Origin of the sequence: Nocardia sp. NPDC058176 (assembly GCF_042883805.1) — a bacterium.
Lineage (GTDB): Bacteria > Actinomycetota > Actinomycetes > Mycobacteriales > Mycobacteriaceae > Nocardia.
In genome coordinates this window covers 1,053,412-1,067,109 of sequence record NZ_JBHVVA010000001.1, presented here as the reverse complement: position 1 = coordinate 1,067,109, position 13,698 = coordinate 1,053,412, and the positions used below count along the sequence as shown (strand labels likewise).

The 13,698-nt window shown below is 68.4% G+C and carries 12 protein-coding genes; 8 read left to right on the top strand and 4 right to left on the bottom strand.

Translation table 11 applies throughout. The features are described from left to right. Positions 1 to 2 precede the first annotated feature (2 nt). Complete coding sequence (locus ACFVVM_RS05080; protein ID WP_387613060.1) at positions 3 to 1,370, top strand: hypothetical protein; 1,368 nt, start codon at positions 3 to 5, stop codon at positions 1,368 to 1,370. A gap of 82 nt (positions 1,371 to 1,452) precedes the next feature. Further along, positions 1,453 to 2,631 (top strand): NAD(P)/FAD-dependent oxidoreductase, encoded by a 1,179-nt coding sequence (locus ACFVVM_RS05075; protein WP_387613058.1) that lies wholly within the window; start codon positions 1,453 to 1,455, stop codon positions 2,629 to 2,631. A gap of 8 nt (positions 2,632 to 2,639) precedes the next feature. Here ACFVVM_RS05075 and ACFVVM_RS05070 read toward each other — a convergent pair whose 3' ends face one another. Continuing rightward, complete coding sequence (locus tag ACFVVM_RS05070; RefSeq protein WP_387613057.1) at positions 2,640 to 3,818, bottom strand: FAD-dependent oxidoreductase; 1,179 nt, start codon at positions 3,816 to 3,818, stop codon at positions 2,640 to 2,642. Positions 3,819 to 3,915: 97 nt separating this feature from the next. Here ACFVVM_RS05070 and ACFVVM_RS05065 point away from each other — a divergent pair, with 97 nt between their 5' ends. Together ACFVVM_RS05065 and ACFVVM_RS05060 are read left to right on the top strand one after the other, a co-directional pair. After that, positions 3,916 to 4,560 carry a TetR/AcrR family transcriptional regulator gene (locus tag ACFVVM_RS05065; RefSeq protein WP_387613055.1) on the top strand — a complete coding sequence of 215 codons (645 nt, stop codon included), beginning with the start codon at positions 3,916 to 3,918 and terminating at the stop codon, positions 4,558 to 4,560. An 86-nt stretch (positions 4,561 to 4,646) separates the two neighbouring features. After that, positions 4,647 to 5,417 (top strand): DUF899 family protein, encoded by a 771-nt coding sequence (locus tag ACFVVM_RS05060; protein WP_387613053.1) that lies wholly within the window; start codon positions 4,647 to 4,649, stop codon positions 5,415 to 5,417. Positions 5,418 to 5,510: 93 nt separating this feature from the next. Here ACFVVM_RS05060 and ACFVVM_RS05055 read toward each other — a convergent pair whose 3' ends face one another. Both ACFVVM_RS05055 and ACFVVM_RS05050 read right to left on the bottom strand, forming a co-directional pair. Continuing rightward, positions 5,511 to 5,939, bottom strand: coding sequence for a nitroreductase family deazaflavin-dependent oxidoreductase (locus ACFVVM_RS05055; RefSeq protein WP_387613052.1), 429 nt, complete (start codon positions 5,937 to 5,939; stop codon positions 5,511 to 5,513). Then, a complete protein-coding gene (locus tag ACFVVM_RS05050; protein WP_387613050.1) occupies positions 5,936 to 6,574 on the bottom strand; it encodes a TetR/AcrR family transcriptional regulator in 639 nt (212 codons plus the stop codon). Before ACFVVM_RS05050 ends, ACFVVM_RS05055 begins: the two co-directional genes overlap by 4 nt. 405 nt (positions 6,575 to 6,979) lie before the next feature. Between ACFVVM_RS05050 and ACFVVM_RS05045 the strand changes: the two genes are divergently transcribed. Both ACFVVM_RS05045 and ACFVVM_RS05040 read left to right on the top strand, forming a co-directional pair. Continuing rightward, positions 6,980 to 7,621: a PadR family transcriptional regulator gene (locus ACFVVM_RS05045; protein ID WP_387613048.1), complete on the top strand. Its 642-nt coding sequence runs from the start codon at positions 6,980 to 6,982 to the stop codon at positions 7,619 to 7,621. Between the two features lie 103 nt (positions 7,622 to 7,724). After that, positions 7,725 to 8,771, top strand: a complete 1,047-nt coding sequence (locus ACFVVM_RS05040) for an alpha/beta fold hydrolase (protein WP_387613047.1) — start codon at positions 7,725 to 7,727, stop codon at positions 8,769 to 8,771. Between the two features lie 536 nt (positions 8,772 to 9,307). Here the strand turns inward: ACFVVM_RS05040 and ACFVVM_RS05035 are convergent. Continuing rightward, a complete protein-coding gene (locus ACFVVM_RS05035; RefSeq protein WP_387613045.1) occupies positions 9,308 to 11,485 on the bottom strand; it encodes a malate synthase G in 2,178 nt (725 codons plus the stop codon). A 246-nt stretch (positions 11,486 to 11,731) separates the two neighbouring features. On the opposite strand from ACFVVM_RS05035, the gene ACFVVM_RS05030 reads away from it, so the two are divergent. Next, the gene (locus tag ACFVVM_RS05030; RefSeq protein WP_387613043.1) at positions 11,732 to 12,400 is read left to right on the top strand and encodes a TetR/AcrR family transcriptional regulator; all 669 of its coding nucleotides are present in this window, start codon (positions 11,732 to 11,734) and stop codon (positions 12,398 to 12,400) included. A 2-nt stretch (positions 12,401 to 12,402) separates the two neighbouring features. After that, positions 12,403 to 13,692: an acyl-CoA dehydrogenase family protein gene (locus ACFVVM_RS05025; RefSeq protein ID WP_387613042.1), complete on the top strand. Its 1,290-nt coding sequence runs from the start codon at positions 12,403 to 12,405 to the stop codon at positions 13,690 to 13,692. Positions 13,693 to 13,698 lie beyond the last annotated feature (6 nt).

Here is a 13,698-nt window from a genome sequence, read left to right as displayed (position 1 = left end):
CCATGACACTCACCGCACCGGCGACCGCCGCCGCCGTCAACCGGCTCACCGCCGACGACGATCTGTTCCTGAAGCTGCACAGCCTCTACGGCAATGCGCTGGTCAACCAGCTGGCCTGGCGGTTCGACGAACCACTCGGCCGCGAGCTGCTCGACCGCTTCCACGCCCAGCTCGCCCACGGTTTCCTGGCCCGCCGGGTCCAGCGCACCCGGATCCCGTTCGCCCGGCCGTACTGGCTGCCGGCCACTGACGCGCTGCCGCTGGGCTGGGGCACGGTTCCGGTCGCCGACGACGAGATCCTGGACTGGTACTTCGCGCAGAGCCGCGTGGATTTCGATCCCGACACCGGGCGGGTGTGGCGGTTGTCCGCGGCGCCGACGACCGCGGGCGGGACACTCGTCTCGCTCGTGACCTCGCATGTCGCCTCCGATGGCGGTGCGGTGCTGTTCGCCGTCGGTGACGCGCTGGATCGACTGCGGTTCGACGAACAACCGGACCGGACAACGGGTTCAGGCCGTCTCGTCGGAGAAGCCCCGCGCGATGCGGTCCGCGCCGATCTCACCGACGCGGGCAGCCAACTGCGCGCCGTCGCCCACGGCATTCGGGCCGCGATCGCCGCGCGCAAGGTCACCGAACCCGACCGCACACCGCGACCCGACGCGCCCCGACTCCCGTTGCCACCGCGGTGGTCGCCCGCGGACCTGGTGGTGCAACTCGACCACGACGACTGGAATGCCGCCGCCGCAACACATTCCGGCACCGCGAACGGGCTGCTGATCGCCCTCGGCGCGGGACTGCTCGGCCGCAGCGGCCGGGTCGGCGAGGCTGCCGACATCCGCGTCGACGTCCCGCACTCGATGCGTACCGCCGACGATCCCCGCGCGAATGCCACCACGGGACTGCCGATTTCGGTCCCCTACCGGCACGATCGGCGCATCGATCTCGCCGGAGTGCGCGGTGCGGTGAAGAGCGCGGCGCTGGCCTACCGCGATCCCGCCACCACCCCCGCCCTGCAGCATCTGCAACCGGTGCAGCGGATCCTGCCGCGCTGGGTCCTGCACCGGTTCGCCCGCACCGCCAAGGCGCCCGAATGCCTGTGCACCAATCTCGGTGCGACCGCGCAGGGCGTCGCCGAGATCGCCGGGCAGCGCGCCTCGGCGGTGCTCATGCGCCCGGTCGTGTGCACCGGCGAGACCGAGCTGTTCCGCCGGGTCGAGGTCGGGGTGAACCTGTCGCTGTGCACCGACGGCCGCACCGTCACCCTGGCCGTCACCGGCGCCGATCCCGACCGCTTCCCCACCCGCGCCGCCCTGCGCACCCTGCTCACCACCGAGTTGGCGAGCTGGGGCCTGACACCGCGCTACTGGTAGCTGTGATCCACCGCACCGGCTGTCACAACGTCGGCGCGGTCGGCGTCTTGTGTCCGAACCCGGAACAACCGAGGAGGACACCATGACCGACAAGACCCACGTGGTCGTGATCGGCGGCGGATACGCGGGCGTGATGGCGGCCAACCGGCTGACCCGGCGCGCGGACGTGACCGTGACACTGATCAATCCACGACCCAGCTTCGTCGAGCGGATCCGCCTGCACCAACTGGTGGGCGGAAACCACGATGCCGTAGTCGACTACGCCCGCATCCTCAACGATCGGGTCCGGCTGGTGGTCGACACCGTGACCCGCATCGACAGCGCCGACCGCCGCGTCACGCTGTCCGCGGGCGCGGCACTCGACTACGACTACCTCGTCTACGCCGTCGGCAGCGGCACCGCGGGCCCACAGGTCCCCGGTGCCGACGAATTCGCCTACCCGATCGGAACTTTCGAGCAGGCACAGCGACTGCGGGCGGTCATCGACACCACCCCCGCGACCGCCGCGGTGACGGTGGTCGGCGCCGGTCCGGCCGGCATCGAGACCGCCGCCGAACTCGCCGAACAAGGCCGCACCGTCACTCTGGTCTGCGGCGAGGTACTCGGACCGTATCTGCATCCGCGCGGCAGGCGCTCGGTCGCTCGACGACTCGCCGCGCTCGGGGTGACCGTGCTCGACGGCCCCGACGCGACCGTACGCGCCGTGACCCGCGAGACCCTTCGGCTCAGCGGCGGCCACACCCTGCGCAGCGCGGTGACCATCTGGACCACCGGCTTCGGTGTGCCCGACCTCGCCGCGCGCAGTGGCCTGAGCACCGATGCGCTGGGCCGCCTGCGCACCGACGAGACGCTGACCAGCATCGACGACGACCACATCGTCGCGGCAGGCGATTCGGCGGCGCCCTCGGACCTGCCGTTCCGGATGGGCTGCCAGTCCGCGGTGCAGCTGGGACCACAGGCCGCCGAGACGGTCCTGCGCCGACTCGCCGGGACCGAACCCGCACCGGTCGACGTGGGGTTCGCGGGGCAGTGCATCAGCCTGGGCCGTCGCCGGGGCATCTTCCAGTTCGCGCACAGGGACGACACCGCCAAGAAGCACTACCTGGGCGGACGGCCCGGCGCGACGCTCAAGGAGCTCATCTGCTGGAGCACTGTCTGGCAGCTGCGCTACGAGTCCCGCCATCCCGGTGCCCGCACCTGGTGGGCCGTGGACGACACGCGCCGCGAGATGGTGCGCGCGCACGCCGATGCCGTCCGCTGATCCGCCGGTCAGGACCTGGTCGCGCGCTGGATGGAACGCTCGGCCAGGCCGCGGATCCCGGGGAGCTGGATCGCCCGGATCATGAGGTCGCGAGCCCAGATGTGTGCCGACGACGGCGGGGCGTACTGGCTCATCCCCTTGCGCGCCAATGCCTGTCGCTTGCGGACCTCCGGGCGCAGCGCCGTTTCCCAGTGGGCCAGGGCGGTGGGGACATCGTGTTCGTCCAGGGCGGCGCCGAGCCGGTCGGCCCCGGCCAGCGCCAGGGCGGCGCCGTGCCCGGCGAACAGCGTGACGCACCAGGCCGCGTCGCCGAGCAGGACGACCCGGCCCCGGCTCCAGGTGTCCATCACCACCTGACCGACCGAATCGAAGTAGGCCGCGCCCGGATCGGCGGCGAGCTGGTCCAGCGCGTCGGGCACCGCGCCGCCCAGATCGCCGAAGGCCGCGGTCAGCGCCGCGACCGGGCCGTCGCGCAGCTCGCTCGCCGGGTCGTCGTGGCGGTAGGTGAAGAACGCCGAGGAGCGCTCCGGACCCAGGTTGATCACCGCCGCGGTGCGGCGCGGTCCGATGAAGGTGGCGCCCGCGCCGTCGGGCACCTCGCTCGGTACGCGGTCGAGCGGGAGCGCGCCGACGAGATGGCGCATGTCCACGCGGAACTCGTCCTCGGGACCGAAAACGATGCCGCGGACACCGGAGTGCAGGCCGTCGGCGCCGACGAGCAGCTCGGCCCGCTCGTGCGAGCCGTCGCTCAGCCCGATCCTGACCTCGTCGTCGTCCTGGTCGACCGTCCGCACGGTGGTGCCGAAGCGGACGGTGACGCCCTCGGGCAGTGCCTCGAACAGCGCGGATTCCAGATCGCCGCGGAACACCGTCAGCGCCCGTGACCCCAGCGCGGCGGCGGCGAACGTGGCTGGCACCGTGAGCTTTTCGCGTCCGTCGGCCCGCACGAGGATCGAGGTGAACACACCGAGATCGCGCCCCGCCAGCCGTTCGAGCACACCGAGATTCTCCGCGGCGTCGTAACCGCCGCCGAGCAGGTTCACCAGATAGCCGCTGCTGCGCCGCCCGGGTGCCCGCTCGACCACCAGCACCTGCCAACCCGCCCGGTGCAACCGCAGCGCGGTGGCCAAGCCCGCGATGCCTGCCCCCGCGATGACCGCTCGTCGTGTCCGTACTCCACTGTCCACCACAGTCGCTCCCTCGTTCGCGCCAAGAATGAGCACTTGCTCAAACCAAGTATGAGCATCTGCTCATCCTCGGCGCAAGTCACGTAGACTCGAGGGCGTGCCGAGAGGAATCGCGATTCCGGAGATCAGACAGCAGCTGTTCGCGGCCGCCGAGCGCGTGATCATTCGCGACGGGCCGGGGCGGCTCAGCGGTCGCGCGGTGACGGGCGAGGCGGGTGTGGCCACCGGGCTGCTCTATGCCCATTTCGCCGATCTCGACGACTTCCTGGCCGCCTACGCGGTCGACCGCGCCTTCCTGGTCTCCGCCGAGGCCGCCACGCTGCCCGACCGCGCGGGACGGGGCAGCGTCGCGGGAAACCTGTCCGGCGCCATCCTCTCGATTCCGGCCGCGACCGTGCTGGCCTCCGCCCGGCTGCTCGTCGCCCGGCCCGAACTCACCGTGCGGGTGCACGCCGTCCTCGGTGACAAGACCGCCGGGCTGGAGGCCATCGAAAGCGCCGCCACCACCTATCTCGCCGACGAGCAGCGCCACGGCCGGGTCGTTCGGTCCGCCGATCCCGCATCGCTCGCCCTCGCCCTGGTCGGCATGTTCCACCACCTCGTACTGACCGAGGACTCCGAAGACGAGGTCCGCACCCGCACCCGGCGCACCGTCGCCGGGCTGATCGACCCGTTCACCGTGGCCTCACCACAGCACGACACGGCCACCGATCGAGTCGGCCGCCCCGCACCACCCCCGTGAGCCCACAACCGTCGGCGATGAGTTTCGACCGCGCCGGGAGTCTGCACTGGTGACCGCCCGACCCGAGAGACTGCACGGAGGCGACCATGCCGAACGACCCGACCACCGCCCTGCCCGGCCGCCCGCCCATCGTCGACCGCGCCACCTGGCAGTCCGCCCGCGACGAACTGCTCATCCGGGAGAAGGCCCACACCCGCGCGGGTGACGCCCTGGCCGCGGACCGCCGACGGCTACCGATGGTCGAGTTCGACGGAACGGTCGAAGTCGTCGGCGCCGACGGCCCCGTCCCCTTCCTCGACCTGTTCCAGGGCCGCGACGAACTCGTCGTCTACAAACACATGTGGCACGACGGCGCCCCACACCAGGGCCAGTGCGAGGGCTGCACCACCACGGCCTGGCACATACACGACGCGTCCTACCTCAACGCCCGCGGCGTCTCCTACGCCGTCCTGACCACGGGCCCGTGGGACGAGGTCGCCCCCTATGTCGAGTTCATGGGCTACACCCAGCCCTGGTACTCGGTGCGCGGGTTGGCCGAACCGATCGGCAACTACATGGGCTCGATCACCGCCTACCTCCGCGACGGCGACCGCACATTCCTCACCTACGCCACGACAGGTCGAGGCAACGAACGTGTCAACGCCTCACTCGGCCTCCTCGACATGACACCGTACGGGCGCGGTGAAGCATGGGAGGACAACCCCGAGGACTGGCCCTCAGGGAGCGACGCCTGCTGGTCCTGGCGCACAGACGCGAACGGCAACGCCACCTGGGGCCCGACCAGCCGTCCGGTCCCCCAATGGACCCGCCCCGGCGCAACGCCGGTGCAAACTCTCGGCAGGCGCGGCCACCACTGACCCCCAACACAAGGCCATTCGGGCTGCGCCACACTGGGAGATGATCGCCGAGATCTTCCCCGCCGGAGCCCAGCTGCAAGCTCGCAGGGTGAGTCAGCGGGCGCGGAGTTCGACGATCGGCAGCGGGCGGGTGGTCTTCTTCTGATATTCGGTGTACCTGCCATTGTTGACCGTGTCGACGATCTTCCAGCGACGGTCGTAGTCGGGGTCGCCGGGCAGGGTGGGACGGGCGGTGACGCGCAGACGACGGCGGCCGATCTGGATTTCATTGTCGGGGTCGGCCTTCAGGTTGGCGAACCACGCCGGAGGTTTGGGTGCGCCGCCATTGGAGGCGACCACGAGGTAGGCATCGCCGTCACGGCCATAGGTGAGGGCGCTGGTACGGGGCAGGGCGGTGCGGCGGCCGACGGTGCGTAGCAGCAGGGTCGGATTGCCGAACAGGAGGCGGTGACCGATCAGGCCATCGGTGGTCTCGTAGATCCACTGATGGGCGCGCAGAACTGTCTGGAAAATGTCGCTCACTGAAGTGCCTCCGGGTTGTGGAATGCGGGCAGGGCGGGGATGAAGGTGCTGGCGAACTGGCGAATCCGTTGTGGGGGAAAGGCTTCGGGCTCGGCCAGGACGAGACGGCCGGCTTCCCAGAACAGGGCGTAAATGGTGCGGGCGGTGAGTTCGACATCAATCTCGGACAGCCGCTCGGGTGGTGTGGCGGCTCTGACGAAAGTCACCAGAGCCGCGATGAACGCTTGCCGACCGCTTTCGAGTCGGCGACGAAAGGCGGGGGTGCTGGCGTTCGCGATCAAGAAGATGGCCCGCCAGCGGTCGGGCGCATCCAGCACCGCGGTGAGGAAGTGCTCAACGCTGTCCGACACGGCCTGGACCGGATCACCCACGGTTGCCGAGGGCACCACTGCTGCCATCCCGGCCAGGGCCGCAGCCTCTTCTCGGTCCAGCGAGGCGCGCAGCAGCTGTTCGGAGTCGGTGAACAGCCCGTAGACGACCGGGCGGCTGACGCCCGCTTCCTTGGCCACGGTGTCGATGGACACCTTGTGCACGCCCTGCTCGACGATGACACGCAGGACCGCATCCAAGAGCTGTTCACGTCGCTCTTCGGGAGCCATTCGCGGCGCGTACACGCGGCCACGCTGTTCGGCCATCTCGCCTTCCACCCCCTCGTCGTCCGGGCGAGCTTGACATCCGCCAGCACCTCTACAAATACTACACTCACTGTAGCTACAGTATCTGTAGCTTTGATGGGTCGCCGTCGCGCTGGAAAACCGCCACCGGGCAAGCTGTCGGTCATCTCCATGCCACCGCCAAGCAGTGCCCACAGGCATCTGCTCAGCCTTTCACCGGTCGGCCGGTCTGCCAGACCGCGTCGAAACTGTCGTTATAGGTGCCGAACAAGCCACCGTCGACTGATTTTGGAGGTCTCCACCACACCATGGCCGATGATCCGGGTTCGTGGCGAACGGTCCCCGATCACCTCGAGATACGCTTCTAATCAAACTTGACTAACTCAACCCAATCCGTGCGCAACACCGAGAGAAGGACTCGAACCCATGGGAAAGGTCGCGATCGAGACGAGAGGGTTGAGCGGAGGTGGGCGCACGTCGGCGACGAAGCTCCTGGTGCTCGGTATCGTGCACCTCTCCGGCGGCGCGCATGGCTACCAGGTGCGGTCCGAACTGCAGAGCTGGGGTGCGGAGAGTTGGGCCAAGATCAAGCCCGGCTCGATTTATCACGCGCTGAAGAAAGCGGCGGCCGATGGCCTCCTCACCGAACACGCCGAGCCGGGCAACTCCGGGCCGGAGCGCGTTCTGTACCGCGCGACAACTCGGGGACGTGACGAGATGGTCGAACTGGTCTGCGACGGTCTGCGGCGCACCCACGACCCGGACATGCTCAACGCGTCCATCGCCATGTTGCCCATGCTGACCAGGACAGATGCCATAGCGCACATCAACGAGCGGGTCGCGCGCCTGGAAGCGGAGCTCGTAGTGCAGGCCAACTGGCGGGAGCACCCCGATCGGGACACCCCCGAACACGTCCGCGATCAGGCCGAACTGTGGGCGGGACACGCACGCACCGAACTGGAGTGGGCGAAGAGCCTGAGCAAACGACTGTCCGAGGGCGCCTACACCATGGCCGATGATCCGGGTTCGTGGCGAACGATCCCCGATCCCCTCGAGATGCACTCCTAATCAAACTTGACTAGCCGTTTCCTTCGCGCGTACTCTGGCCAAGTAATCAAACTTGACTAGCCCAACCAATCCGTTCGCAACACCAAGCGAAGGAATCGAACCCATGGGAAAGCTCGCGATCGAGACGAGAGGGTTGAAGAAGAGCTTCGGCAAGACCCACGCGGTCGCCGGTGTCGACCTGGCCGTGAGCGCCGGGGGCGTGTACGGCGTTCGCCGACATCAGGGCTGGCCAGTGGCTCCTGCACCCGACCGGTGCTGTCATCGTCCGCACGCTGCTCAGGCGCCGAGACAAACCTCCCGAACGGAGATGTGTGAGATGAACGAGATGGCCTTTCGCGTGACATCGAACGATGGCACCACCATCGCCTACGACAGGGAAGGAAGCGGTCCGGCCGTCATTCTGGTGGGCGGAGCACTCGACGGGGGGGTGGAGAACGCTCCCTTGGCGCCTACTCTCGCCGAGCGCTTCACGGTCTACAACTATGCCCGTCGGGGACGCGGCGCGAGCGGCTTCACCGAGCCGTACGCCGTGGAAAGGGAGATCGAGGACCTGGATGCGTTGATCGCGGAGGCGGGCGGCTCGGCACACCTGTTCGGGGCGTCCTCAGGCGGCGCGCTGGCGCTGGAAGCCGCCGCGGCCGGGTCAGCCATCGACACGATCGCCGTCTGGGAGGTGCCCTACGCGGTAGGGGACGACATACGCCCGCGATTCGAGGAGTACATCGCAGACACCCGACGCGCCTTCGACGCCGGGCGAGACGAGGAGGTTCTCGAACTGTTCATGCGCATGACCGGCGCCTCCGACGACAACATCGCGGCCAGGAAAGCGGCAGGCAAGCAGACGGCGCACTGGGCGGATTCGGTCGCCCTCGCGCCCACGCTGGTCCACGACAGCGTCTTCCTCAATCGCTACCGATTGCCGGCCGATCGACTGGCAACGGTCACCCAACCGGTCCTGGTCACCACCGGAGGACCGATCACGGTCCCTTATATGGCAGGCCTGCCCTCGGACTTCTTCGACCGCGCAGCCGACGAGCTTGCAGACCAATTACCCCACGTTCAACGGGAGACCCTCGAGGTCCCGGATCACGTCGTCGACCCACAGACCGTCGGACCACTGTTGCTACGGTTCTTCAGCACCGAACACTGAGGGGCCCGCGAGGTGTTGCGGGAACACCGATCAGGCACCTGACCTAGGCCTCAGCGGGACTCGACCTGGCCTACTCGCTGCTCATCGGCTCCGTCGTCGGTCGTACCCCGCACTCCGGGCCGACTCGGTACCGCCCACCGAAGCCCTGCGCAGCACATGACCAGGCACCTCGGTAGGGCCAGTCATTCCGGACTGTGGTCGCATGCGGTCACCTGAGGTAAATAGATGTTTGAATGCGCATATCTACACCTCTTACTACCGCATAGGGCAGGTCAACCCGGCCGCGCTCGCGCACGCTCGATGCCTGCCGCTTCCTGCCGAGCCCGGCCCGAACCATACTCATCGACTCGCTGCCCCACGCGGACCAGATCGCCGAACGGCCGAGGATGTCCACCTGATTGGCACAGGCTTGAGGATGGCGACCCGGTAGGCACGATGGTCTCCAGTGACGGCAGCGGCCCCGCCTCGGATTTCTCCGGGGCGGGGCCGCAAGCGAAAAGTACTGCTATGAGCTACTTTTCAACCAATCGACACCACTACTTCTGCGCAGCCTTGAACTCGCGGCGACGCCGGTGCAGGATCGGCTCGGTGTAGCCGTTGGGCTGCTTGGTGCCTTCCAGGACCAGTTCCTTGGCGGCCTGGAACGCGATGCTGTCGTCGAAGTTCGGCGCCAGCGGGCGGTAGCTGGGGTCCTTCGCGTTCTGGCGGTCGACGACCGGGGCCATGCGCTCGAGGCTGGCGATCACGTCGGCCTCGGTGACGATGCCGTGGCGCAGCCAGTTGGCGACCAGCTGGCTCGAGATGCGCAGGGTGGCACGGTCTTCCATCAGGCCGATGTCGTTGATGTCGGGCACCTTCGAGCAACCGACACCGTGATCGATCCAGCGGACCACGTAGCCCAGGATGCCCTGGGAGTTGTTGTCCAGTTCCTGGCGCTTCTCCTCGTCGGACCAGTCGGTGGACTGGGCCAGGGGGATCTCCAGGATCTGGTCGACGGTGGCGCGGGGGCCGCCCTTGGCGATCTCGGACTGCCGCTTGAACACGTCCACCTGGTGGTAGTGGGTGGCGTGCAGGGTGGCGGCGGTCGGCGAGGGCACCCACGCGGTGTTGGCGCCGGCCTTGGGGTGGCCGATCTTCTGCTCGAGCATGCCTGCCATCAGGTCGGGCATGGCCCACATGCCCTTGCCGATCTGGGCCTTGCCGGGCAGGCCCTTGGCCAGGCCGGTGTCGACGTTCCAGTCCTCGTAGGAGGTGATCCAGGTCTGGGTCTTCATCTCGGCCTTGCGGACCATCGGCCCGGCCTCCATGGAGGTGTGGATCTCGTCGCCGGTGCGGTCCAGGAAGCCGGTGTTGATGAACACCACGCGCTCCTTGGCGGCCTCGATGGAGGCGGCGAGGTTGACCGTGGTGCGGCGCTCCTCGTCCATGATGCCGACCTTGAGGGTGTTGCGGGTCAGGCCGAGGACGTCCTCGATCCGGCCGAACAGCTCGTTGGTGAACGCGGCCTCGTCGGGGCCGTGCATCTTCGGCTTCACGATGTAGACCGAGCCGGTGCGGGTGTTGGCCAGCTTGGCGGTGCCGTTGAGCGAGTGCACGGCGATCAGCGAGGTGATCAGGCCGTCGAGGATGCCCTCGGGGATCTCGTTACCCTCGGCGTCGATGATCGCGTCGGAGGTCATCAGGTGGCCCACGTTGCGCACGAACAGCAGCGAGCGGCCGTGCAGCACCAGCTCGGAACCGTCGAGCGCGGTGTAGACGCGGTCGGGGTTCATGGTGCGGGTGAAGGTCTTGCCGCCCTTGGTGACCTCTTCGGCCAGGTCGCCCTTGTTCAGGCCGAGCCAGTTGCGGTAACAGACGACCTTGTCCTCGGCGTCGACCGCGGCGACCGAGTCCTCGAAGTCCATGATCGTGGTGAGCGCGGACTCGAGCACGATGTCCTTGACACCGGCGGTGTCGGTCGAGCCGATCGGCGAGTTCGCGTCGATCTGGATCTCGATGTGCAGGCCGTTGTGCTTGAGCAGCACCGAGGTGGGGGCCTCGGGGTCACCGAGGTAGCCGAGCAGCTGCGAGGGATCGGCCAGGCCGATGTCGGTGCCGTCCTCCAGGCCGACCTCGAGCTCGCCGTCGACGATCTTGTAGTACGACGAACCGATGTGGCTACCGGTGATCAGGGTGACGGCGTCGTCGAGGAAGTTGCGGCCCCACTCGATGACCTTGTCGCCGCGCACGCGGTTGTAGCCGCTGCCCTTCTCGGCGCCGTTGGCCTCGGAGATGGCGTCGGTGCCGTAGAGCGCGTCGTAGAGCGAGCCCCAGCGCGCGTTGGCGGCGTTGATCGCGAAGCGCGCGTTCATCACCGGCACCACGAGCTGCGGGCCCGCGGTGGTGGCGATCTCGGCGTCGACGTTGCCGGTGCCGATCTGGAACGGCGCGGGCTCGGGACGCAGGTAACCGATCTCGGTCAGGAACTGCTTGTAGGCGGCCTTGTCGTAGCCGGCGCCCGGGCTCTCCTGATGCCAGGCATCGAGCTTGCCCTGGATCTCGTCGCGTTCGGCCAGCAGGGCGCGGTTGCGCGGGGCGAGATCGTTGACGACCTGCTCGGCACCGGCCCAGAACGCGGCGGAATCCACGCCGGTACCGGGGAGCGCCTCGTTCTCGATGAAATCGTGGAGAACGCTCGCCACCTGGAGCCCGCCGACCTGAATCCGCTCTGTCATCTACTGCCTCACTTTGGGTGAAAACCGGGTGGGAAAAGTCGATGTCATGTTACCCGTGGGTAGAGATGGCATCTCGTGTGGGTTGGAACGCCAAGGGCGGCCGGTCCATTCCGCCACGCCGAGACCCCGCGTCGGCGAGGTGGGCGTGGCGGACCACCCCTTGATTGTAGGCCCGCGGCCAATTAATGTACTGATCGGAACATTATGCGGCGGCGAGTCCGGCTCGCCCGGTCGAGCGGAGGCACGGTGAGCGTCACGCAACCCACCGATCCGGTCGCTCCGGTGCGTCGCCGCGGCCGCCCACCCGGCGGCGATCGAGGCGCGGCGCAGACCCGCGCGCGGATCCGTGCCGCCGCGATCGAACTGTTCGCCGACCGGGGCTTCCACGCCACCGGTGTCGCCGAGATCGGCGCCAAGGCCGACGTCCAGCGCGGCGCGCTCTACTACCACATCGGTTCCAAGCAGGAGCTGCTGTGGGAGATCCTGCGCGACTACACCCGCCTGCTGCTCGACGACGCCGAACGCATCGTCGCGGCGGGTGCCGACCCTGTCCAGACCCTGCGCGAGCTGATCCGCAGCCACGTGGAGTTGATCGTCGCGCATCGGCGCACGGTGACGGTGCACGTGCGCGACGCCGACGCGCTCACCGCCGAGCGGGCCGCCGACCTGCAACGGTTGCGCGACCGCATCCAGCGGCTCTGGCAGGACGTCGTCGACGCCGGGCATGCCGCCGGGCTGCTGCGCAGTGCCGATCACGTCGTCACCAACGGGCTGCTCGGCATGCTCAACTCGCTCGGCTTCTGGTACCGCGAACGCGGCGTGCACTCCCCCGCCGAGATCGCCGAGATCGCCGAGATCCTCACCGAAACCGTCCTGTCCGGGCTCATCGCGCCGGGCGACCACACGAAAGGCTGACCATGGCTTGGGATTTCGAGACCGATCCAGAATACCAGCGCGAGCTCGACTGGGTCGCGGAATTCGTCCGCACCGAGGTCGAGCCCCTGGATCTGCTCTACCCCAATCCCTACGACCGGACCGACCCCGAGATCCGCGCGCTGATGCGGCCGCTGCAGCAGCAGGTCAAGGACAGGGGCCTGTGGGCCTGCCATCTCGGTCCGGAACTGGGTGGTCCCGGCTACGGCCAGCTCAAGCTCGCGCTGCTCAACGAGGTGCTCGGCACGTCGATGTGGGCGCCGCTGGTGTTCGGTTGCCAGGCACCGGATTCCGGCAATGCCGAGATCCTGGCTCACTTCGGCACCGAGGAGCAGAAAGCGAAGTATCTGCGCCCACTGCTCGACGGCGAGATCGGCTCCTGTTACGCGATGACCGAACCCACCGGCGGCTCCGATCCGACCGCCTTCCAGACGACCGCCGTGCGCGACGGTGACGAGTGGGTCATCAACGGCGAGAAGTGGTTCAACTCCGCGGCCGAGTTCGCCACCTTCCACATCGTGATGGTGGTGACCGATCCCGAGGCCGCACCGCATCAGCGGCTCTCGATGTTCATCGTGCCCGCCGACGCGCCCGGCCTGGACCTGGTCCGCAATTTCACCGTGCCCGGATTCAGCGAACACGAGGGCCATCTGCGCTTCACCGATGTGCGCGTGCCCGCCGATCACCTGCTGGGTGCGGAGGGTGCCGGATTCATCGTCGCCCAGACCCGCCTCGGCGGTGGCCGCGTGCACCACGCGATGCGCACGGTGGCGCTGGTCCGCAAGGCGTTCGACATGATGTGCGAGCGCGCGGTGTCGCGTCCGGCCCGCAAGGGTGTGCTCGGCGGCTTCCAGATGACCCAGGAGCGCATCGCCGACAGCTGGATCCAGATGGAGCAGTTCCGGTTGCTGGTGCTGCGCACCGCGTGGCGCATCGATCGGGCGCAGGACTACCGCGCGGTGCGCAAGGACATCGCCGCGATCAAGGTCGCGATGCCGACGGTGATGAACGACATCGCCCGGCGCGCGCTGCATCTGCACGGCGCGATGGGTGTCAGCGACGACCTGCCGTTCCTCGACATGACCACCTACGCCGAGGTGATGGCCATCGCCGACGGCCCGACCGAGGTGCACAAGATCACCCTCGCCAAGGAGGTGCTCGCGCAGTACACCCCGGGTGATCCGGTGTACCCCAGTGGTTTCCGGCCCGCGCTGCGGGTAGAGGCGCGGGATCTGGTCGCCCGTCGGCTCGAACGTGAGGTCGGCAACCTCTGAGCGACC

Bases quoted from the DNA above. Each gene is read 5' to 3' on its own strand.
- ACFVVM_RS05080 (WP_387613060.1), top strand. From the start codon at position 3: ATGACACTCACCGCACCGGCGACCGCCGCCGCCGTCAACCGGCTCACC.
- ACFVVM_RS05075 (WP_387613058.1), top strand. From the start codon at position 1,453: ATGACCGACAAGACCCACGTGGTCGTGATCGGCGGCGGATACGCGGGC.
- ACFVVM_RS05060 (WP_387613053.1), top strand. From the start codon at position 4,647: ATGCCGAACGACCCGACCACCGCCCTGCCCGGCCGCCCGCCCATCGTC.
- ACFVVM_RS05050 (WP_387613050.1), bottom strand. From the start codon at position 6,574: ATGGCCGAACAGCGTGGCCGCGTGTACGCGCCGCGAATGGCTCCCGAA.
- ACFVVM_RS05045 (WP_387613048.1), top strand. From the start codon at position 6,980: ATGGGAAAGGTCGCGATCGAGACGAGAGGGTTGAGCGGAGGTGGGCGC.
- ACFVVM_RS05040 (WP_387613047.1), top strand. From the start codon at position 7,725: ATGGGAAAGCTCGCGATCGAGACGAGAGGGTTGAAGAAGAGCTTCGGC.
- ACFVVM_RS05035 (WP_387613045.1), bottom strand. From the start codon at position 11,485: ATGACAGAGCGGATTCAGGTCGGCGGGCTCCAGGTGGCGAGCGTTCTC.
- ACFVVM_RS05025 (WP_387613042.1), top strand. From the start codon at position 12,403: ATGGCTTGGGATTTCGAGACCGATCCAGAATACCAGCGCGAGCTCGAC.